We start from the raw sequence: 21,204 nt of genomic DNA on the forward strand, positions 1-21,204 counted from the left end.
CTCGAAAACAAGAAGAGATAAAAGAAGAACACATTACAAAGCAACTGCGCCACAGATTGCTACATGCCCAACAACAGGTGAAGCTCATTTATATCACAGAGCGCATTGGCACGAAGGAAAATTATACTACAGAGGTCAAGTTTTAATTGACAACTCAGAAGAAGTAGAAAACGTAGCATAAAAACTATGTACGCATATTATAAAACGCTCACATGTGAGCGTTTTTTTTATGATATGTATTTTCTTAAAGACAAAAACAAATTATTTGTGTGTTATTTAGCTAAAATTTAGTAGTTTTCACGAAATTTTGAACGTTTTTGTCCAATTTTTAATGTTTTTTTGGTCGAATTAACTATAAAGTTATGAGTAAAACCTCAGCGGCAATTACAGCTGTAGGCGCATATGTGCCGGAATACGTATTAACCAATCAAATTCTTGAGACTATGGTTGATACTAATGATGAATGGATAACTACCAGAACAGGAATAAAAGAACGTCGCATTCTTAAAGGCGAAGGCAAAGGGACCTCTTTTTTAGCTATTAATGCAGCTAGAGACCTTATTAAAAAGAGAGGTATAGACCCTAAAGATATAGAACTTGTTATTGTAGCCACTGCAACTCCAGATATGAAAGCAGCTTCAACTGCAGCTTTTACAGCTTCAGAAATTGGAGCAACTAATGCATTTACATTTGATATGGATGCTGCATGTTCAAGTTTCTTATTTGGAATGTCTGTAGCTGCCAGTTATATAGAATCTGGCCGATATAAAAATGTTTTACTTATTGGAGCAGATAAAATGTCTTCTATCATTAATTATAAAGATAGAGCAACCTGTATTATATTTGGAGATGGAGCAGGAGCAGTTTTGTTTGAACCAACACAAGAAAACCTTGGGTTACAAGATGAATATTTAAGAAGCGATGGTACAGGACGAGAATTTTTGCAGGCCACTTATGGCGGCTCATCGTACCCAATAACACCTGAAGTTTTAGAAAACGGTGGGCATTGTGCTTTTCAAGAAGGAAGAACTGTATTTAAAAATGCGGTATTTAATATGGCAGATGCTACTGTAAAAATTTTAGAACGAAATAATTTAAGTAAAGATGATGTTGACTGGTTAGTAGCGCACCAAGCTAATAAACGTATTATTGATGCTACTGCCAATAGAATAGAATTGGAACAAGAAAAGGTAATGATGAATATACATAAGTACGGTAATACAACATCAGCGACATTACCTTTACTTTTAAACGATTACGAATCGCAACTAAGAAAAGGAGATAATTTAATATTTGCCGCTTTTGGAGGCGGATTTAATTGGGGCTCAATTTATTTAAAATGGGCATATAATTCATAAAACTAACCACTAACTAATAAGCAAAATTATGGATATTAAAGAAATTCAAAATTTAATTAAGTTTGTAGCCAAGTCTGGTGCTAGCGAGGTTAAATTAGAAATGGATGATATAAAAATCACCATCAAAACAGGATCAGAATCAGAGACTACCATTGTGCATCAAGCACCTGCTGTTCAAATCCCACAAGCAGCAGCTCCAGCAGTAACAGAAGCAAGTACTCCAGCAGCTTCTCAACCATCCGTATCAGCAGCTTCAGAAGACTCAAAATATATCACTATAAAATCACCAATAATAGGAACATTTTATAGAAAACCATCACCAGATAAACCTTTATTTGTTGAAGTTGGACAAACCATAGCCGAAGGAGATGTATTGTGCGTTATTGAAGCTATGAAACTTTTCAATGAAATTGAATCTGAAGTTTCAGGAAAAATAGTTAAGGTATTAGTTGATGATTCTTCACCTGTAGAATTCGATCAACCTTTATTTTTAGTAGATCCGTCATAACCAAATTTAAAATTCCAAGAAACAAATCCCAATTTGTTGGAATTTGGAATTTGATATTTTAAATATTTAAAAGTTATGTTTAAAAAAATACTGATTGCCAATAGAGGAGAAATAGCATTACGTGTTATTAGAACCTGTAAAGAAATGGGCATTAAAACCGTAGCGGTATATTCTACTGCTGATGCTGAGAGTTTACATGTAAAATTTGCTGATGAAGCGGTTTGCATTGGTCCACCAGCTAGTAGCGAGTCTTATTTAAAAATGTCTAATATAATAGCTGCAGCAGAAATTACTAATGCTGATGCCATTCACCCAGGATACGGATTTTTATCAGAAAATGCTAAGTTTTCAAAAATTTGTGAAGAGCACGATATTAAATTTATTGGTGCTTCGCCAGAAATGATTGATAGAATGGGAGACAAAGCCAACGCAAAAGCAACTATGTTGGCTGCAGGCGTACCTTGCGTACCAGGAAGCGAAGGGGTTATAAAAGATTTTGAAGACTGTAAAAAAGTAGCTAAAGAAACGGGCTACCCAGTTATGCTTAAGGCATCTGCTGGCGGTGGCGGAAAAGGCATGCGTGCTGTTTGGAAACCAGAAGACCTTCAAAATGCATGGGAATCTGCTCGAACAGAATCTAAAGCAGCCTTTGGAAATGACGATATGTACATGGAAAAGCTTATAGAAGAGCCAAGACATATTGAAATTCAAGTAGTTGGAGATTCAACAGGAAGAGCATGTCATTTATCTGAAAGAGATTGTTCAATTCAGCGTCGTCATCAAAAATTAACAGAAGAAGTTCCATCACCATTCATGACGACTGCGCTTCGTAAAAAAATGGGAGAAGCAGCTGTAAAAGCTTCAGAATATATTAAATACGAAGGTGCAGGAACCGTAGAGTTTTTGGTCGATAAGCACCGTAATTTCTACTTTATGGAAATGAATACACGTATTCAGGTAGAACACCCAATTACAGAACAAGTAATTGATTTCGATTTAATACGAGAACAAATTCTTGTAGCCGCAAAAGTGCCAATTTCGGGTAAAAATTATACACCAAAATTACACTCTATAGAATGTAGAATAAACGCCGAAGATCCTTTTAACGATTTTAGACCATCACCAGGACGCATTACTACTTTACATGCTCCAGGAGGTCACGGTATACGTTTAGATACGCATGTTTATGCAGGCTATTCTATTCCCCCAAACTACGATTCTATGATTGCAAAGTTAATAACTACGGCGCAAACCAGAGAAGAAGCCATTAATAAAATGAAGCGTGCTTTAGATGAGTTTGTAATAGAAGGGATTAAAACCACCATTCCATTCCACAGACAACTTATGGATCATCCAGATTATTTAGCAGGAAATTATACCACTAAGTTTATGGAAGATTTCGTAATGGAAAAGCAAATAGAAGAATAAAAAGTAAAACTCCGGAAGTAATTTCGGAGTTTTTTTATCTTTGATTTTAATCAAAAACTTACAAAATTTAATGTATTATGAAGATATACAGTTATATTTTAAGCTTGTTTTTTTTAATTATTTCTGTAAGTTGTAAAAAAGAGGCGAAAGAATCTATAGTAAACAAAAAACAAGACCATCCAAATATTGTTATCATTTACGCAGACGATTTAGGTTTCGGAGATGTAAGTTCTTATGGTTCTACAGAGTTACTAACCCCAAATATTGACCGAATAGCAAATGAAGGCATCCGGTTTACAAACGGATATGCAACTTCACCTACTTGCACACCAAGCAGATACTCGTTATTATCTGGCACATATCCTTTTAGAACAAAAAAAGCGCAAGTTTTACCAGGAAATGCACCTTTACTTTTCGAATTAGGAAAACAAACCTTGCCTTCAATGTTACAACAAGCGGGCTATAAAACAGGAGTTGTAGGGAAATGGCATTTAGGATTAGGAGATGCTAATATGGATTGGAATAAAAAGATTGCACCAGGTCCATTAGAAATTGGCTTTGACTATGCATATATTATGGCATCTACTAATGATAGAGTGCCGAGTGTATATGTAGAAAACCATAAGGTTGTTGGTTTAACTGCCGAGGACCCTATTTATGTAAGTTATCAAAAGAACTTTGAAGGAGAGCCTACTGGAAAAGAACACCCAGAATTATTAAAAGTACATCCAAGTCATGGTCACGATATGAGTATTCATAATGGTATATCAAGAATTGGTTATATGAAAGGCGGAAAGTCAGCATTATTTATTGATGAAAATATGGGCGATGATTTTTTAAAAGAATCTATTAAATACATTAATAAAAACAAAAACAACCCCTTTTTCTTGTTCTATTCACTGCACCAACCACATGTACCTAGAGTACCCAACCCTCGTTTTGTTGGAGCTTCTGGGTTAGGACCAAGAGGTGATGTAATTATTGAGGCAGATTGGGCTGTTGGTCAATTTTTAGACGAATTAGATAAATTAGGGCTTTCTGAAAACACAATCGTTATATTTTCAAGCGATAATGGTCCTGTTTTAGACGATGGTTATAAAGACGATGCTGTTACTAAAATAGGAAAACATACTCCAAGAGGAGGACTTCGAGGGGGGAAATACAGTCTTTTTGATGCCGGAACCCATGTGCCATTTATGATTAGATGGAAAGGCACAATAAAACCAGGAGTATCAGATGCATTAGTTTCGCAGATGGATTTTACAGCATCATTTGCAGCCTTAACAGGACAAAATAATACAACACCAGACAGTAAAAATATAATAGATGCATTTTTAGGAAAATCTTCAAAAGGCAGGCAAGATATTATTTTAGGACAGGCAGATATAAAAGCATATAGAAATGAAGATTGGGTTTTAATACCACCGCATAAAGGCACAAAGTATTATAGTTGGGTAGATATTGAAACAGGTAGAGATAATCTTTATCAATTATATAATTTAAAAGAAGACAGAGCGCAACAGCATAATTTAGCACATTTGTATCCTAAAAAAGTTAAAGCATTAAAACTTGCTTTAGAACAAGAGATGCAATAATAAACATAAAACCTAGTGAATTTATCTTATTGGGAAATTAAATCATGGCTTACCAATATAGACTATACTATTGTTGGTAGCGGTATTGTAGGATTAAGTTGTGCGTTACAACTAAAGCAGCGTTTTCCAAAAGCCAATATTCTTGTTTTAGAGAAAGGCATATTACCTCAAGGAGCCAGTACAAAAAATGCAGGATTCACTTGTTTTGGAAGTTTAAGTGAAATTATAGACGATTTAAATACACACTCTGAGCAAGAAGTAATAGACCTTGTAAAAAAACGAGTTAGTGGTTTAAAGCTTTTGCGACACACTCTAGGTGATACAAATATTAATTATCAGCAATTTGGTGGTTATGAGTTGTTTACAGAAGCAGATTCTAAATTATTTCAAGACTGTATTTCAAAAAAAAAAGCGATAAATAAGTTATTAAAACCCGTTTTTAATAATGATGTTTTTAGTTTAAAACAGAATGTTTTCAATTTTAAAAACATAAAAGAGCAATATATTTTCAATCAATTTGAAGGTCAGATAGATACTGGTAAAATGATGGAATCGTTGCTTCAAAAGGCATTGTTAAAAGGTATTAAAATATTAAACAATATTACAGTTAAAGAATATTCAGAAGACACGAATTCAGTAAAAATAAAAACGAATCTATTTGAATTTTCAACATCTAAATTACTAATTGCAACAAACGGTTTTGCTTCGCAGCTTTTAGATGAACATGTAAAACCGGCACGAGCACAAGTATTAATAACAAAACCAATAAAAAATTTACAGATTAAAGGCACATTTCATTTAGATAAAGGCTATTATTATTTTAGAAATATTGATGATAGAATTTTATTTGGAGGCGGGCGAAACCTTGATTTTAAAGCAGAAGAAACCACAGAATTAAAACAAACCGAACTGATTCAAAATAAATTAGAAGCACTATTAAAAACCACAATTTTACCAGAAATATCTTTTGAGGTTGATTATAGATGGAGCGGCATTATGGGTGTTGGTAATCAAAAAAAAGCTATTGTAAAACAACTTAGCAATCATATGTTTTGTGGCGTAAGACTTGGCGGTATGGGTGTAGCTATTGGTAGTTTAATTGGAAAAGAATTAGCGGATTTAATTTAATCTAAAGAATTCCTCGTCAACTTGCTACGGGGTCATTCATTGTCATTACGAGAGTGAAACGACGTGGTAATCTTTTAAATACGACTTAAAATATAAGATTGCCACGACTTAAAAAAGTCTCGCAATGAACTAAAAATAATTATGACTATCAAACAACAATTATACAATCAGTGTTTTGAGTTTGTAGAAAACAGATTTTTGATTGTCCAAAAAACTATAAACGAAATACAAGAATCTTTACTTTCTGAAACAAAAAGTACCGCAGGTGACAAGCACGAAATAGGACGCGCTATGTTGCAATTAGAAAGAGAAAAAGCAGGAAATCAACTCTCTGAAATTGTAAAGGTTAAAGAAGCACTTTCAAAAATTGATACTTCAAAATCTTTAAAAAGTATTGGTTTAGGAAGCGTGGTTTACACAAGACAAGCTAATTATTATATTGCCGTAAGCGCAGGACAATTAAAAGTTGAAAATAATTTATTTTATGCTATTTCTGCAAGCACACCAATTGGACAATTATTAATAGGAAAAACTGCTGGAGATACAATTATTTTTAGAGAAAGCAGTTTTAAGATAATAGAGGTTTTATAATACTTTCTCCAGAAATACTTCTTTATTTTTATCATATAGAGATTCACTTTCAAAAAACACTTTTTCTCCATCCAAATCGGTTTCAATTAAATAATGATGACCTTTAAAATAACTTTGTTTTACGGTAGCTTTTAAATGAGATTTATCAACTACTTTGAGTTGATTCGCATAAATGATTTCACCATCAATCATATTGAATTCCCCAAAAAAAGAAGCAATTAATTTATTTTGAGGATTTTTGTATAAATGCTGAGGTGTATTGTTAGCAATAATTTTAGTCTCATGTAAAACAATCATACGGTCTGAAAAAGGTAATACATCATCTTTGTCATGAGTTGCTACTATGCATGCTATGTTTCGTTCTTTTAGATATCTAAACAAACTTCTGCGTAACGATTGTTTTTTAAAATTGTCGATATGGCTAAATGGCTCATCCAACAAAATGATTTCTGGTTGCTTTGCAATAGCTCTTGCCAAAGCTACGCGCTGTTTTTGTCCGCCACTTAATTCTTTAACCTTGGTGTTTTTAAAATGGGATAGTTCTACAACTTCTAAAAGTTCATCAATGCGATTTTGCTTTTCTTCAGGATAAAAATTGGATAGGAAAGCACCAATATTTTCAGCAACGGTAATAAAAGGCATTAAATCGAATTCTTGTGCGACATATTTCATGTATTCCGGACCAATAACAAGATTGTGTTTTGGTCCGAGAATTTCTTCGTCCTTCCAAAATATTTGACCATCGTTTAAATCATAAGTGCCGTATAATAACTTTAAGAGTGTACTTTTTCCAGAGCCACTTTCTCCTATTATTGAAACATGTTCGCTTTGATTTACTTTAAAAGAAATATCTTTTAAAACCGATGTTTTTTTATATGAAAATGATATATTTTTAACTTGAAGCATAGAGCAAAAATAATAAAAACCATTCCTCTTTTTAGAAGAACGGTTTTTTGATTTACTTTATAATGAGACACTTCGACTGCGCTCAGTGTAACACAAAGCTATCCTTTTATCTTTTCTTTAGTTTTACTTGGTAACACATCAAACCCCATATTGTAAAGCGTGAAGCCAAAAATATCTGCATACTGTTCAATGGTTTTACTAACAGGTGTTCCTGCACCATGGCCAGCATCAGTTTCAATACGTATTAGCGTTGGGTTTGTTCCTGCTTGTTTGCTTTGTAATTCGGCTACAAATTTAAAGCTATGTGCTGGCACCACTCTATCATCATGATCACCAGTAGTTACTAAAGTTGCTGGATATTCAACACCTTCTTTTACATTATGTACAGGAGAATATCCTTTAAGATATTCAAACATATCTATACTTTGTTCGGCAGTACCATAATCGTAAGCCCAACCTGCTCCAGCGGTAAATGTATGGTAACGCAACATATCTAAAACACCAACTGCTGGTAATGCTACTTTTGCTAAATCTGGACGTTGAGTCATTACAGCCCCAACTAATAAACCACCATTTGATCCACCGCGGATAGCTAGAAAATCTGAAGATGTATATTTATTTTTAATTAAATATTCGCCAGCGGCTATAAAATCGTCAAATACATTTTGCTTTTTCATTTGTGTTCCTGCATCATGCCAAATTTTACCATATTCGCCACCGCCACGTAAATTAGGCACAGCAAGTATGCCTCCTTGTTCCATCCAAACAGCATTAGTTATACTAAACGTAGGGGTTAAGCTAATATTAAATCCACCATAACCATATAAAATAGTTGGGTTTTTGCCATCAATAATTAGGTTTTTATGATGTGTAATCATCATTGGTATTTTAGTGCCATCTTTTGATGTGTAAAATACTTGATTGGATACATAATCGCTACTATCAAACTCAATAGATGGTTTCCAATAAGATTCAGATTCACCAGTTTCTGGGTTGAATTTATATATACTCGAAGGTGTATTGTAATTAGTAAATGAAAAATATAAAACAGTATCTTTCTTTTTACCACCAAAACCACCCACAGTACCTAAACCTGGTAGTTCAATATCTTTTACCAATGCACCAGTATAATCATATTGTTTTACTTTAGAGATAGCATCAACCATATATTTAGCAAAGAAAAATCCGCCGCCAGTTGAAGGGCTTAAAACATTTTCGGTTTCTGGAATAAAATCTTTCCAATGTTCTGGTGTTGGATTTGAAGCATCAACAGTTACTATTTTTTTGTTTGGCGCATTTAGATTTGTAACTAAAAATAGTTTGCTACCTTCGTTTTCAATAATATAGGTGTCGCTATCTGTGTGGTCTAAAATAGTTACAAGTTTACTGTTAGGATTAGATAAATCTTTTATAAAAAGCTTGTTACCAGATGTAGATACACGTGGTGTAATAACTAGATATTTATCATCTTCTGTTACAGTGCCATATATATAACGGTGTTTTTCTTCTGGTATTCCACCAAAAATTAAAACATCTTCTTTTTGAGGTGTACCTAATTTATGATAATATACTTTGTGCTGATCGGTTTTAGCAGAAAGTTCACTGCCTTTAGGTTTATCATAACTTGAATAATAAAACCCTTCATTTTTATACCAAGAAATACCACTAAATTTCACATCTATAAGCGTGTCTTCAACAATTTCTCGTGTTTCAGGATTCATTACAATAATTTTTCTCCAGTCACTTCCACCTTCAGAAATAGAATATGCCAACATTTTGCTATCTTTAGAGAAACTTAATCCACTACCTAAAGAAACAGTGCCGTCTTTAGAAAATGTATTCGGATCTAAAAACACTTCAGCTTTACTATCGCCTTTCTTTCTATAATATACATTTTGGTTTTGCAGACCGTCATTTTTTGAAAAATATGTGTATTCACCTTCAATAAAAGGTGCGCCTACTTTTTCGTAATTCCATAGTTTAGATAGACGATCTTTTAACTCATCTCTAAACGGGATATTATCTAAATACGCATAAGTACTTTTGTTTTGAGATTTTACCCAAGCTTCGGTTTCTTCACTTCTATCATCCTCTAACCAACGATATGGATCTTTAACTTCTACATCAAAATACGTGTCTACGGTATCTACCTTTTTTGTTTCAGGATAATTCACAACTACAACATTTTTTTCTTCCTTATCATTTTTACAAGCCAGAATAATGGTTAGAACTAAAAGATTAAGCATTATTTTTTTCATTTGTTATCTGATTTTAATTCATTTGTAAAATGTAATTCGCATAGTAAAACGATTTTAATTTTTAAAGTTTTAGTTACACTCATTTCATGATCGATAAATTTATTCCTCAAAAATAAACAAAACGGATGAAAGTTGCAGGTAACATATTATATATTTGAGATTCTAAAAAAAAGAATAGTTTATGAATAAGGTCTTTTTATTTTTATTGTTAGCTAGTATTAACTTTAATGTGTTTTCTCAATCTGAAATCACAGAAAATGAACTAAAAGAACACCTTTTGTTTTTAACTTCAGAAAAAAATGCAGGTCGATATCCTGGAGGAAAAGCAAACAAACGTGTTGTTAAATATTTAAAAAAGGAATTTAAAAAGATAGGCGTTATACCTTTTGATTTAGGATATAAACAAAACTTTAAAGCGACATTAAGAGTTGTAAAAGGAGTTGATAAAAAACCTGTTGTAAAAACTTGTAATGTTTTAGGTTTTATTGAAGGCAATGATGCTAATCTTAAAAATGAATATATCGTTTTAGGTGCGCATTACGATCATTTAGGTTTGGGAGGGCCATCATCAAAATCTGACAAAAAGAATACCATTCATTACGGAGCCGATGATAATGCTAGCGGAACAGCAGCGTTATTAGAAATAGCCGAAAAAATAGAAAGTCAAAAACATTTATTAAAACGCAGTATTATTTTTATCGCTTTTGGTGCCGAAGAACAAGGGTTATTAGGAAGCAAATATTTTGTTGAAAACCCTCTAGTACCATTATCTCAAATAAAATTAATGATTAATATGGATATGGTTGGAAGAATGAATAAGGATAAGCATGTGTACATGGGAGGAGCAGGCACATTTCCTGATGGCGTAAATTTTATGCAAGCTTTAGGCGAATCGTTAAACTTAACACCAATTGTGCATGCTGGTTCTGTTGGCGGATCGGATCATGTATCGTTTTACAAAAAAGACATTTCGGTTTTAGGGATGCATACAGGCGGACATCCGCAATACCATACACCAGAAGATACGGTTGATTTAATAAATATTAATGGACAAAAACAGGTGTGCGAATATATTTTTAAAACGATTATGAAGCTAGCTTCAACGGATTATAAAATGACGTTTATCAAGCAAGATTAAACTCATAAAAAAAGCCTCACATTTCTGCAAGGCTTTACAATTTCTAAAAGTGGTCCCACATGGACTCGAACCATGGACCACCTGATTATGAGTCAGGTGCTCTAACCAACTGAGCTATAGGACCGAAATTGGAGTGCAATATTACTACTTATTTTAATTGTTAGCAAGAAAAATTATTTCTTTATCTCTTGGCACAACTCGATTAAAACACCGTTTGTAGATTTTGGGTGCAAAAAAACCACCAACTTATTATCGGCTCCTTTTTTTGGCAGTTCATTTAAAACTTTAAAACCCTCATTTTTAAGCCTTTTAATTTCAGTATTAATATCATCCACATCAAAAGCAATATGATGCATGCCTTCTCCTTTTTTTGCAATAAATTTTGCAATGGGACTGTCATCATTTGTTCCTTCTAACAATTCAATCTTGCTTTCACCCACTTTAAAAAAAGATGTATTCACACCTTCGCTAGCTACTTCCTCCATTTTGTAATACGTTTCTCCAAATAATTTGGCGAACAACTCATTAGAATCATCAATATTTTTTACAGCTATACCAATATGTTCAATCTTATTCATAAAATTTTTGTTCTTTTATTTTACTCTAGATGTAAATCTACATTATTCGATTACAATTTAACCTAATTATACAAATTTCGTAAATAAAAAAGTAAGATAATCTTTAAATAACTGTTATTTTTGCAGCAGAACATCTTTTTAGATGTTTTTTATAACACAGTCATTTATAAATAGATAAATGACTTATAAAATTAATTAATTGGAAGAAGAAAGTCAAAGACAAAAAAAAATAGGATCTGTTTTACAACGTGATTTAGTTGATGTTTTACAACGTGCTGCAACGCAAGGCGGTATGCAGGGTATTTTAATTTCGGTATCTAAAGTAAAAGTAACCGTCGATTTATCGGTTGCTAAAGTGTATTTAAGTATTTTTCCGAATAATAAAGCCAAAGAACTTATTGAAGGCATAAAATCTAACGCACCATTAATTAAGCACGAATTAGCCCAACGCACCAAACATCAATTAAGACGCATGCCAAAATTGGAGTTTTTTATTGATGATTCTTTAGAGTATATCGATCAAATCGACAAATCCTTAAAAGGAGAAGAAAACCCAATAAAGGATCCTTCTTTTCTCGACAAACGAAAAAAATCGTAATCATTTTTATAACCCTTAAAAGCAAAATGCTTTAATAAAACTTATATTTATATTTAAAGCATGAATGTTTCACTTTATATCGCACAACGTTATCTACGCTCAAAAAGCAGTAACAATGCTATTAATATTATTAGTAAAATAGCTGTTTTGGGTATTGTTTTGGGTGCAGCATCTTTATTTATAGTACTTTCTGGTTTTGCAGGTTTAAAAGATTTTACATTACAGTTTTCTACTATGGTTGACCCCGATTTAAAAGCTGAAACTGCTGTTGGAAAATCATTTTTTATTACTAACGAAGACCTAAATAAATTAAACGATTTAGATGCTATTGCAGTATTCTCTAAAATTATTGAAGAACGTGTTATTATAGCCTCAAACGACAAAAATTATTTAGCAACCATAAAGGGTGTAGATGTTAATTTTAAGAACGTAGTTACGATAGATTCTGTAATCTCGCAAGGTAGTTGGCTCGATCAAAAAACGAACCAAATTGTGGTTGGTTGGGGCATTTCTAACAACTTATCTTTTGGCGTTTTAAATTATGCTAAACCCATAAGCTTATATGTCCCCAAACCAGGAAAAGGACAAATTACTTCTATTGAAAATGCCTTTAACGCTGTTAACGCCGTTAATGTTGGTATTTTTGATATTAACGAAAATTTAAACGATACCTATGTTTTTGCTTCTATCGATTTAGCACAAAATCTTTTAAATTATAAGCCCAATCAAGTATCATCTTTAGAATTTAAACTAAAAAATGGTACAGACGAGCTTAAAGCAAAGGAAAGTATTCAAGCCATTTTAGGCGATAAAGTGGTTATAAAAAACCGAGCGCAACTTAACGATGCACTGTATAAAATGCTTAATAGCGAAAACCTATTGGTTTATTTACTACTAACCTTGGTTTCTGGGTTATTAATTTTTAATGTTATGGGCTCCATAATAATGATGATATTAGAAAAAAAGCAATCTTTAAAAACACTTTTTAATTTAGGTTTTACCATAAAAAAAATCCGAAATATCTTCTTTATTCATGGCTCGATCATGACCATTATTGGTTCTATAATTGGTTTATTAATCGCGCTATTAGTTGTCGTAATCCAAAAAACATTCGGTCTCGTACCCATCACCCCATCTTTGGCTTACCCCATGAGCATCTTGCTAGAAAATTTTATGATTGTGTTTTTTACAATTACCGTTTTAGGTATTATCGCCTCAAAAGTAGCATCAAATCGAGTTACAAAAAAACTAATACAATTGTAGTTATTTGGGCGAGTTGCTATTTATATGTGAAATTTGTATATAAAACTACTCCGTAAACTCATAATCCGAAAACTTCTCTAAAACCTCATTAAAAGCAGCAAACACATCTTTGGAGTCATCGCTAGTTACCATTTTCATACGGTATTCTTTAAAGTGCGGAATCCCTTTAAAATAGTTGGTATAATGACGACGGGTTTCAAAAACACCTAAAATTTCACCTTTCCAATCAATCGCCATTTGTAAATGCCTACGAGCCGCTTCAATACGCTCTTCTAAACTAATCGGTGCTAAATGTTCACCAGTTTTAAAAAAGTGCTTTACTTGTTTAAAAAACCACGGGTTACCAATACTTGCACGCCCAATCATAGCGCCATCTAATCCGTAACTATCACGCATTTCCATCGCTCTTTCTGGCGACGTAATATCGCCATTTCCAAACACAGGAATGTGCATTCTTGGATTGTTTTTTACGGCGGCAATGGGTTTCCAATCGGCATCGCCTTTATACATTTGCGCGCGAGTACGCCCATGAATAGCAATGGCTTTACAACCCACATCTTGCAAACGTTCGGCAACCTCAACAATTTTTATAGAGTTGTGGTCCCAACCCAAACGTGTTTTTACGGTTATTGGAATGTTGGTGCGCTTAACCATTTCGGCAGTAAGCTGCTCCATTAAACAGATATCCTTTAAAATACCTGCGCCTGCGCCTTTGCTCACTACCTTTTTTACTGGGCAACCAAAATTTATATCGATTATATCGGGTTTGGATGCTGAAACTATATCAATAGTTTGCAACATACTATCAAGATTCGCTCCAAATATTTGAATCCCTACAGGACGCTCTTTTTCATAAATATCAAGTTTCATAACGCTTTTTGCTGCGTTACGAATTAAGCCTTCACTCGATACAAACTCGGTATAAACAACATCAGCACCTTGCTCTTTGCAAAGCGCACGAAATGGCGGATCACTAACATCTTCCATGGGTGCTAAAAGCAATGGAAAATCAGGTAGTTCTATGTTATCTATTTTTACCACTATTATATTTTGGATTGCAAAAGTATTGAAAATGAATTAAATATTTATGAAAACGCCTATCTATACACTAAAAACAATAAATATATCCAGATAAAAACATCTATATTTGCAAAATCTTTTTATGAAGATTATTGACTATGAAGAACATCAGAAATTTTTGCATCATTGCACACATAGATCACGGTAAAAGTACCCTTGCAGACCGTTTATTAGATTTTACGGGTTCAGTAACCGCAAGAGAACAACAAGCTCAGTTATTGGATAGCATGGATTTGGAGCGTGAACGAGGTATTACTATAAAATCGCACGCCATACAAATGGATTATGAACTTAATGGTGAAAAATACGTTTTAAACTTAATTGACACACCAGGTCACGTCGATTTCTCTTATGAGGTTTCTCGATCTATCGCTGCTTGCGAAGGCGCTTTACTTATTGTAGATGCCGCACAAAGCATACAGGCACAAACCATTTCTAACTTATATTTAGCACTAGAAAACGATTTGGAAATTATTCCAGTTCTTAATAAAGTCGATTTACCAAGCGCCAATCCTGAAGAGGTTACTGATGATATTGTAGATTTATTAGGTTGCGATCCAGAAGAGGTAATTCACGCCAGTGGAAAAACAGGTTTTGGTGTCGAAAATATTTTAGCAGCTATAATCGATCGTGTTCCTGCTCCTAAAGGCGATCCAAATGCACCACTTCAAGCTTTAATTTTTGACTCGGTTTACAATACGTTTAGAGGTATTGAAACCTATTTTAGAGTATTTAATGGTGAAATTAAAAAAGGCCAAAAAATTAAATTTGTTGCCACCGATAAAGAGTACTATGCTGATGAAGTTGGAACTTTAAAATTAACTCAAGTAGCGAAACAAAGTGTGAAAACGGGTGATGTTGGTTATTTAATAACTGGTATTAAAACAGCTAAAGAAGTAAAAGTTGGTGATACTATCACAGATTTTGCTAACCCAACCACTAATATTGTTGAAGGTTTTGAAGATGTAAAACCTATGGTTTTTGCAGGCATTTACCCTGTAGATACTGAAGATTACGAAGAGCTTAGAAACTCGATGGAAAAACTACAACTTAACGATGCGTCGTTAGTATTTGCTCCAGAAAGTTCTGCGGCTTTAGGTTTTGGTTTTCGTTGTGGATTCTTAGGTATGCTTCACATGGAAATTATTCAAGAACGTTTAGAGCGCGAGTTTGACATGACTGTAATTACTACAGTCCCCAATGTGTCATACCATGCGTTTACCAATAAAAATCCTGATGAAGCTTTTATAGTTAATAATCCATCAGATTTACCAGACCCTTCTACCGTTAATAGAGTAGAAGAACCTTATATTAAAGCTACTATCATTACTAAAGCAGATTTTGTTGGTAATGTGATGTCGCTTTGTATCGAAAAACGAGGAATTGTTTTAAATCAAACCTATTTAACAACAGAGCGTGTTGAATTGACTTTTGAAATGCCATTGGCAGAAATTGTATTCGATTTTTACGATCGCTTAAAAACAGTTTCTAAAGGCTATGCATCTTTTGATTATCACCCAATAGGTATGAAGACCTCTAAGTTGGTTCGTTTAGACATTTTATTAAACGCACTACCCGTTGATGCGCTTTCGGCTTTAATACATGCCGATAACGCTCAGAACATTGGGAAAAAAATGTGTGAGAAATTGAAAGAACTTATTCCACGTCAGCAATTCGATATTCCTATTCAAGCGGCTATTGGTGCTAAAATTATTTCGAGAGAAACGATAAAAGCACTTCGTAAAGATGTAACAGCAAAATGTTATGGTGGTGATATTTCACGTAAACGTAAACTTCTTGAAAAACAGAAAAAAGGAAAAAAACGTATGCGTCAAGTGGGTAATGTAGAAATACCTCAGCAGGCATTTATGGCCGTTTTGAAGTTGAATGATTAATCTTTGGTCAATAAATAAAAAACTAACATTTTTTTATTATAAATTTACGATTAATGCATGTATTTTATTGTTAACACCAAAAATTTACAGATATTAATAGTTAATTACTTAAAAACCCCTATTTTCCTCAAAAATTCAGCTTAGGCAAAGAAAGTTTGTAATAATTTTGTATGTTTATAAACACACAAAATTTATTAAATGAATATTATTCATGTAAGCGCAGAATGCTACCCGATTGCCAAAGTTGGTGGACTTGCAGATGTTGTTGGTGCGTTACCAAAGTATCAAAACAATCCTAAAGTTTCTTCTCAGGTTATTATGCCGTTTTATGATGTAAAATTTACTAAAGAAAACACTTTTACTTCTGTTTTCAAATCTAAATTAAGCTTAGGAGATGCTACTTATAAATTCAATATTTTAAAGCTAGAAAAGGATGTTTTAAATTTTGATGTTTTTTTTGTTGATGTACCAGACTTATTATTTAAAGATTATGTGTATTCCTCTAACGATACGAATAGGTTTTTAGCTTTTCAAATAGCAACTTTAGACTGGATGCTAACTTGGAAAACATTGCCAGATATAATTCATTGCCACGACCACCATACAGGACTTATTCCTTTTATGCTTCAAGAAAGTTATAAATATGAACCTTTTAGAAAAACACCTAATATTTTAACCATTCATAATGCTCAATACCAAGGTTGGTTTTCGCATGATAACGTAAATTTAATACCTGCTTTTAATTTTGATCATGTTGGCTTATTAGATTGGGGCGGCACAATTAACCCACTAGCAGCAGCTATAAAATGTGCTTGGAGAGTTACTACTGTATCGCCTAGTTATATGGAAGAATTAAAAATAGCGGCAAATGGTTTAGAAAGTTTATTAAGCGATGAAAGCGCAAAATGCTCTGGTATTTTAAACGGTATAGATTGGAACGTTTGGAATCCGGAAACCGATGATTATATTGTTAGAAACTATAACCAAAAAACTATTGTAGCAGGTAAAAAAGCGAATAAAAAAGAATTGTGCGATCGATTTAATTTTGATATTAATAAACCGCTATTTGCTTTTATTGGTAGATTGGTAGGAGAAAAAGGCTCTGATTTATTTCCTGAAACTTTTAAAATAGCTTTAAAAAATCCTAATATTTCTATACTCCTTTTAGGCTCAGGCAATAAGGATGTTGAAAATCAATTAGAAACCCTTAAAGAAGAATATAAAGGGCAGTATAATGCTTTTATTGGTTACGATGAAAAACTATCTCACATTATTTATGCTGGAGCAGATTTCCTCCTAATGCCTTCGCGAGTCGAACCTTGCGGATTAAACCAAATGTATGCTTTACGTTACGGTACTATTCCTATTGTACGCAGTATTGGGGGTTTAAAAGACACCGTTACAGATATTTCTGAAGAAAACGGTTTTGGTATTTGTCATGATAACGTTACGGTTTTAGAAATGACTAATGCTATTGAAAGAGGTGTAGCACTTTATAAAAATCAAACCAAATTCAGAAAAACTAGAATACAAATTATGAAGATAGACCATTCTTGGGATGCTTCAGCGAAAGAATACATCAATTTATATAACTCTATAAACTAATTAACTATGATTAACAACGACGTATTAGCTATAATATTAGGAGGCGGTCAAGGCTCAAGATTATATCCACTAACAGAGAAAAGATCAAAACCAGCAGTTCCAATTGCAGGAAAGTATAGATTGGTCGATATTCCTATTTCAAATTGTATTAATGCAGATATAAAACGCATGTTTGTATTAACACAGTTTAATTCAGCGTCGTTAAATAGGCATATAAAAAACACATATCACTTTAGTTTTTTTAGTTCGGCTTTTGTTGATGTACTTGCTGCGGAACAAACACCTGATAACAAAGGGTGGTTTCAAGGTACTGCTGATGCCGTTCGCCAAAGCATGCATCACTTTTTAAGACATGATTTTAAATATGCATTAATTCTTTCTGGTGATCAATTATACCAAATGGATTACGACAAAATGATTAAAGCCCACGAGGAGAGTGGTGCTAAAATATCTATAGCTACCATACCAGTAAACGCAAAAGACGCCACCTCTTTTGGAATATTAAAATCTGATGAGAACAATGTTATTACTTCGTTTATAGAAAAACCTGATGCTAGTTTATTGCCAGATTGGACCTCAGATGTAAGTGATGATATGAAATCTCAAAACAGAAATTACTTAGCTTCAATGGGAATTTATATTTTTAATAGAGACTTATTAATGGAGTTAATGGACGATGATTCTACTATAGATTTTGGTAAAGAAATTATTCCTCAAAACATAGATAAACACAAAACATTAAGTTATCAATATGAAGGTTATTGGACAGATATTGGAAACATTGACTCTTTCTTTGAAGCTAATATTGGATTAACTAAGAGCATTCCAGATTTCGATTTATATGATAAAGCTAAGCGTATATATACCAGAGCAAGAATGTTACCAACTACAAAAATTGCAGGAACTATATTGGACGAAACCGTAATTGCCGAAGGGTGTATAATTAATGCGGGGAAAATTGAAAAATCTGTAATAGGTATACGTTCTAGAATTGGTAATGAATCTACAGTAATTAATACTTATATGATGGGTAATGACTATTATCAACCATTAAGTGATGTAGAAGACCCAAAAATAAACACACTTGGTATTGGTGCGAGATGCTTTATAAAAAACACCATATTAGATAAGAATTGTTGCATTGGTAATGATGTGAGAATAAATGGAGGAAAGCATTTAGAAGACACCGAAACAAGCACATATGCTGTAAAAGAAGGCATAGTTGTGATAAAAAAAGGTGCAATAATTCCTAATGGTACAGTAATATAATATATGTCTAACACAATACATCATAGTCTTTTTACCGACTTCGATATAAATCTTTTCAAAGCTGGTAAACACTACCGCTTATACGAAAAATTCGGGTCGCACACCTTAACACTTAATGGTATAGAAGGTACTTATTTTGCAGTTTGGGCACCAAGTGCAAAACAAGTTTCTGTAATTGGAGACTTTAATTATTGGAATGGCGAAAACCACAACCTAAATGTACGCTGGGACTCCTCTGGAATTTGGGAAGGTTTTATACCTCATGTTGGTAAAGGCAATTTATATAAATATAAAATTTACTCAAGCCAAAACGATTATATTTCTGAAAAGGCAGATCCTTATGCAAGACGTTGCGAGCATCCACCTAAAACAGCATCAATAGTTTGGGACGATTCCTATAAATGGAAAGATACTAAATGGATGAAAAAACGTAAAAAGCATAATGCTTTAGATGCGCCTTATTCAGTTTACGAAGTTCATTTGGGTTCATGGAAAAAACAAATTGAAGAAGATAGATTTTTATCATATTTCGAACTTGCAGATGATTTGGTGAATTATGTAAAAGACATGAACTTTACACATGTAGAATTGATGCCTATTATGGAATATCCTTATGACCCTTCTTGGGGTTATCAATTAACAGGGTACTTTGCACCATCATCCCGATTTGGCTATCCAGAAGAATTCAAATACCTAGTTGATAAATTACATCAAAACGATATTGGAATTATTCTCGATTGGGTACCGTCTCATTTCCCTGAAGATGCTCACGGATTAGGTTTCTTTGATGGTTCATGCTTATATGAGCACCCAGATATAAGAAAAGGTTATCACCAAGATTGGAAAAGCTTAATTTTTAATTATGGCAGAAACGAAGTAAAATCGTTTTTAATAAGCAATGCTGTATTTTGGTTAGAACAATATCATGCAGATGGCTTACGAGTAGATGCAGTAGCGTCTATGTTGTTTTTAGACTATTCGCGTAAAGATGGCGAATGGGAGCCTAATGAATTTGGTGGAAGAGAAAACCTTGACGCCATTGCTTTTCTAAAAGAATTAAATGAAGAAGTCTATAAATCCTTCCCAGATGTACAAACTATAGCCGAAGAATCTACCGCATTTCCAGGGGTTTCAAAACCTGTATTTTTAGGTGGCTTAGGTTTTGGAATGAAATGGATGATGGGGTGGATGCACGATACTTTAGAATATTTTGGTAAAGACCCTATTTATAGAAAATACCATCAAAATGATATTACGTTTAGTTTAGCCTATGCATTTACAGAGAATTTTATGCTACCGCTGTCTCATGATGAAGTCGTTTATGGTAAAAAATCCATTCTAGGAAGAATGCCTGGTGATGAGTGGCAACGCTTTGCTAATCTTCGTCTTTTATATGGCTATATGTTTACACATCCTGGAACAAAATTACTGTTTATGGGTGGCGAGTTTGGACAACAATCCGAATGGGATTTTCAAGGTAGTTTAGATTGGAATTTATTAGAGTACGACTCACATAAAAACTTTCAAAATTTCTATAAAACACTAAATAAACTATACAAAAACACGCCAGCTTTATTTGAAAAAGGATTTAGTAACGAAGGGTTTGAATGGATTAGTTATGATGACCATGAAAACTGTGTATTATCTTTTATTAGAAAAGGAGAAAATTCAGAAAACGATGTTGTTGTAGTCTGTAATTTAACACCTGCTGTAAAAGAAAAATATCGTATTGGTGTAACCAAAAAAGGAAAACTTGCTGAAATTTTTAATAGTGACTCGAAAGAATTTGGAGGCAGTGACATTTTAAATAAAAAAGAAATAACAGTTAAAAAACAATCTTGGAACGGAAAAGATTATTCGGCAGAAATTACCTTATCTCCTCTTGCAATAACTATATTTAAGTTCAAATAACCGTTTGATTACATAAAGTATAATTAAACACCTCGTTAGTTGTATTTTATGTAATTAAATTGGCCTTTTTTTAATAAATAAAATTAACCGAAAAT

The 21,204-nt window shown here is 33.2% G+C and carries 18 protein-coding genes and 1 tRNA gene; 14 read left to right on the forward strand and 5 right to left on the reverse strand.

Going from position 1 to position 21,204, the window contains the following annotated elements:
• The 7 genes from rpmF to AADI82_RS01455 form a co-directional block, all read left to right on the forward strand.
• Positions 1-181, forward strand: a 181-nt coding sequence (gene rpmF, locus AADI82_RS01425; RefSeq protein WP_341214685.1) for a 50S ribosomal protein L32, incomplete at its 5' end; no start/stop codon positions are given.
• Between the two features lie 181 nt (positions 182-362).
• On the forward strand, positions 363-1,358 hold the full coding sequence (locus tag AADI82_RS01430) for a beta-ketoacyl-ACP synthase III (protein ID WP_341214686.1): 996 nt from the start codon (positions 363-365) through the stop codon (positions 1,356-1,358).
• A 28-nt stretch (positions 1,359-1,386) separates the two neighbouring features.
• Positions 1,387-1,866, forward strand: a complete 480-nt coding sequence (gene accB, locus AADI82_RS01435; protein WP_341214687.1) for an acetyl-CoA carboxylase biotin carboxyl carrier protein — start codon at positions 1,387-1,389, stop codon at positions 1,864-1,866.
• A 75-nt stretch (positions 1,867-1,941) separates the two neighbouring features.
• Entirely contained in the window at positions 1,942-3,294 is a 1,353-nt protein-coding gene (gene accC / locus AADI82_RS01440) for an acetyl-CoA carboxylase biotin carboxylase subunit (RefSeq protein ID WP_341214688.1), read from the forward strand.
• A 77-nt stretch (positions 3,295-3,371) separates the two neighbouring features.
• Complete coding sequence (locus tag AADI82_RS01445) at positions 3,372-4,889, forward strand: arylsulfatase (protein WP_341214689.1); 1,518 nt, start codon at positions 3,372-3,374, stop codon at positions 4,887-4,889.
• Between the two features lie 15 nt (positions 4,890-4,904).
• Positions 4,905-6,017 carry an FAD-dependent oxidoreductase gene (locus AADI82_RS01450; protein ID WP_341214690.1) on the forward strand — a complete coding sequence of 371 codons (1,113 nt, stop codon included), beginning with the start codon at positions 4,905-4,907 and terminating at the stop codon, positions 6,015-6,017.
• A gap of 141 nt (positions 6,018-6,158) precedes the next feature.
• Positions 6,159-6,608: a 3-oxoacyl-ACP synthase gene (locus AADI82_RS01455; protein WP_341214691.1), complete on the forward strand. Its 450-nt coding sequence runs from the start codon at positions 6,159-6,161 to the stop codon at positions 6,606-6,608.
• Here the strand turns inward: AADI82_RS01455 and AADI82_RS01460 are convergent.
• Together AADI82_RS01460 and AADI82_RS01465 are read right to left on the reverse strand one after the other, a co-directional pair.
• A complete protein-coding gene (locus AADI82_RS01460) occupies positions 6,603-7,514 on the reverse strand; it encodes an ABC transporter ATP-binding protein (protein WP_341214692.1) in 912 nt (303 codons plus the stop codon). The genes AADI82_RS01455 and AADI82_RS01460 overlap by 6 nt on opposite strands.
• Before the next feature lie 98 nt (positions 7,515-7,612).
• Complete coding sequence (locus AADI82_RS01465) at positions 7,613-9,772, reverse strand: prolyl oligopeptidase family serine peptidase (RefSeq protein WP_341214693.1); 2,160 nt, start codon at positions 9,770-9,772, stop codon at positions 7,613-7,615.
• A 181-nt stretch (positions 9,773-9,953) separates the two neighbouring features.
• Here AADI82_RS01465 and AADI82_RS01470 point away from each other — a divergent pair, with 181 nt between their 5' ends.
• A complete protein-coding gene (locus AADI82_RS01470) occupies positions 9,954-10,910 on the forward strand; it encodes a M20/M25/M40 family metallo-hydrolase (RefSeq protein WP_341214694.1) in 957 nt (318 codons plus the stop codon).
• A 50-nt stretch (positions 10,911-10,960) separates the two neighbouring features.
• Here AADI82_RS01470 and AADI82_RS01475 read toward each other — a convergent pair.
• Both AADI82_RS01475 and mce read right to left on the reverse strand, forming a co-directional pair.
• Positions 10,961-11,034, reverse strand: a tRNA-Ile gene (locus tag AADI82_RS01475).
• 49 nt (positions 11,035-11,083) lie between these two features.
• Positions 11,084-11,488, reverse strand: a complete 405-nt coding sequence (gene mce / locus AADI82_RS01480) for a methylmalonyl-CoA epimerase (RefSeq protein WP_341214695.1) — start codon at positions 11,486-11,488, stop codon at positions 11,084-11,086.
• Between the two features lie 199 nt (positions 11,489-11,687).
• Here mce and rbfA point away from each other — a divergent pair, with 199 nt between their 5' ends.
• Complete coding sequence (gene rbfA / locus AADI82_RS01485) at positions 11,688-12,086, forward strand: 30S ribosome-binding factor RbfA (protein ID WP_341214696.1); 399 nt, start codon at positions 11,688-11,690, stop codon at positions 12,084-12,086.
• 60 nt (positions 12,087-12,146) lie between these two features.
• A complete protein-coding gene (locus AADI82_RS01490; RefSeq protein WP_341214697.1) occupies positions 12,147-13,349 on the forward strand; it encodes an ABC transporter permease in 1,203 nt (400 codons plus the stop codon).
• A 45-nt stretch (positions 13,350-13,394) separates the two neighbouring features.
• On the opposite strand, the gene dusB is transcribed toward AADI82_RS01490, so the two are convergent.
• Entirely contained in the window at positions 13,395-14,390 is a 996-nt protein-coding gene (dusB, locus tag AADI82_RS01495) for a tRNA dihydrouridine synthase DusB (RefSeq protein WP_341214698.1), read from the reverse strand.
• A gap of 137 nt (positions 14,391-14,527) precedes the next feature.
• Here dusB and lepA point away from each other — a divergent pair, with 137 nt between their 5' ends.
• From lepA to glgB, 4 genes are all read left to right on the forward strand, one after another.
• Positions 14,528-16,324, forward strand: a complete 1,797-nt coding sequence (gene lepA / locus AADI82_RS01500; RefSeq protein ID WP_034042465.1) for a translation elongation factor 4 — start codon at positions 14,528-14,530, stop codon at positions 16,322-16,324.
• 198 nt (positions 16,325-16,522) lie between these two features.
• A complete protein-coding gene (locus AADI82_RS01505) occupies positions 16,523-17,929 on the forward strand; it encodes a glycogen/starch synthase (RefSeq protein WP_341214699.1) in 1,407 nt (468 codons plus the stop codon).
• Positions 17,930-17,935: 6 nt separating this feature from the next.
• Positions 17,936-19,198: a glucose-1-phosphate adenylyltransferase gene (locus AADI82_RS01510; protein WP_341214700.1), complete on the forward strand. Its 1,263-nt coding sequence runs from the start codon at positions 17,936-17,938 to the stop codon at positions 19,196-19,198.
• A 3-nt stretch (positions 19,199-19,201) separates the two neighbouring features.
• The gene (gene glgB, locus AADI82_RS01515) at positions 19,202-21,109 is read left to right on the forward strand and encodes a 1,4-alpha-glucan branching protein GlgB (protein ID WP_341214701.1); all 1,908 of its coding nucleotides are present in this window, start codon (positions 19,202-19,204) and stop codon (positions 21,107-21,109) included.
• The last annotated feature ends 95 nt before the right edge of the window (positions 21,110-21,204 follow it).

Origin of the sequence: uncultured Wocania sp. (assembly GCF_964021735.1) — a bacterium.
Lineage (GTDB): Bacteria > Bacteroidota > Bacteroidia > Flavobacteriales > Flavobacteriaceae > Wocania_A.

Coding starts and splice junctions, on each gene's coding strand:
- AADI82_RS01455 (WP_341214691.1), top strand. CDS start 6,159: ATGACTATCAAACAACAATTATACAATCAGTGTTTTGAGTTTGTAGAA.
- accB (WP_341214687.1), top strand. CDS start 1,387: ATGGATATTAAAGAAATTCAAAATTTAATTAAGTTTGTAGCCAAGTCT.
- lepA (WP_034042465.1), top strand. CDS start 14,528: ATGAAGAACATCAGAAATTTTTGCATCATTGCACACATAGATCACGGT.
- glgB (WP_341214701.1), top strand. CDS start 19,202: ATGTCTAACACAATACATCATAGTCTTTTTACCGACTTCGATATAAAT.
- mce (WP_341214695.1), bottom strand. CDS start 11,488: ATGAATAAGATTGAACATATTGGTATAGCTGTAAAAAATATTGATGAT.
- AADI82_RS01465 (WP_341214693.1), bottom strand. CDS start 9,772: ATGAAAAAAATAATGCTTAATCTTTTAGTTCTAACCATTATTCTGGCT.
- AADI82_RS01510 (WP_341214700.1), top strand. CDS start 17,936: ATGATTAACAACGACGTATTAGCTATAATATTAGGAGGCGGTCAAGGC.
- AADI82_RS01430 (WP_341214686.1), top strand. CDS start 363: ATGAGTAAAACCTCAGCGGCAATTACAGCTGTAGGCGCATATGTGCCG.
- AADI82_RS01445 (WP_341214689.1), top strand. CDS start 3,372: ATGAAGATATACAGTTATATTTTAAGCTTGTTTTTTTTAATTATTTCT.
- AADI82_RS01505 (WP_341214699.1), top strand. CDS start 16,523: ATGAATATTATTCATGTAAGCGCAGAATGCTACCCGATTGCCAAAGTT.
- AADI82_RS01470 (WP_341214694.1), top strand. CDS start 9,954: ATGAATAAGGTCTTTTTATTTTTATTGTTAGCTAGTATTAACTTTAAT.
- accC (WP_341214688.1), top strand. CDS start 1,942: ATGTTTAAAAAAATACTGATTGCCAATAGAGGAGAAATAGCATTACGT.
- AADI82_RS01490 (WP_341214697.1), top strand. CDS start 12,147: ATGAATGTTTCACTTTATATCGCACAACGTTATCTACGCTCAAAAAGC.
- AADI82_RS01460 (WP_341214692.1), bottom strand. CDS start 7,514: ATGCTTCAAGTTAAAAATATATCATTTTCATATAAAAAAACATCGGTT.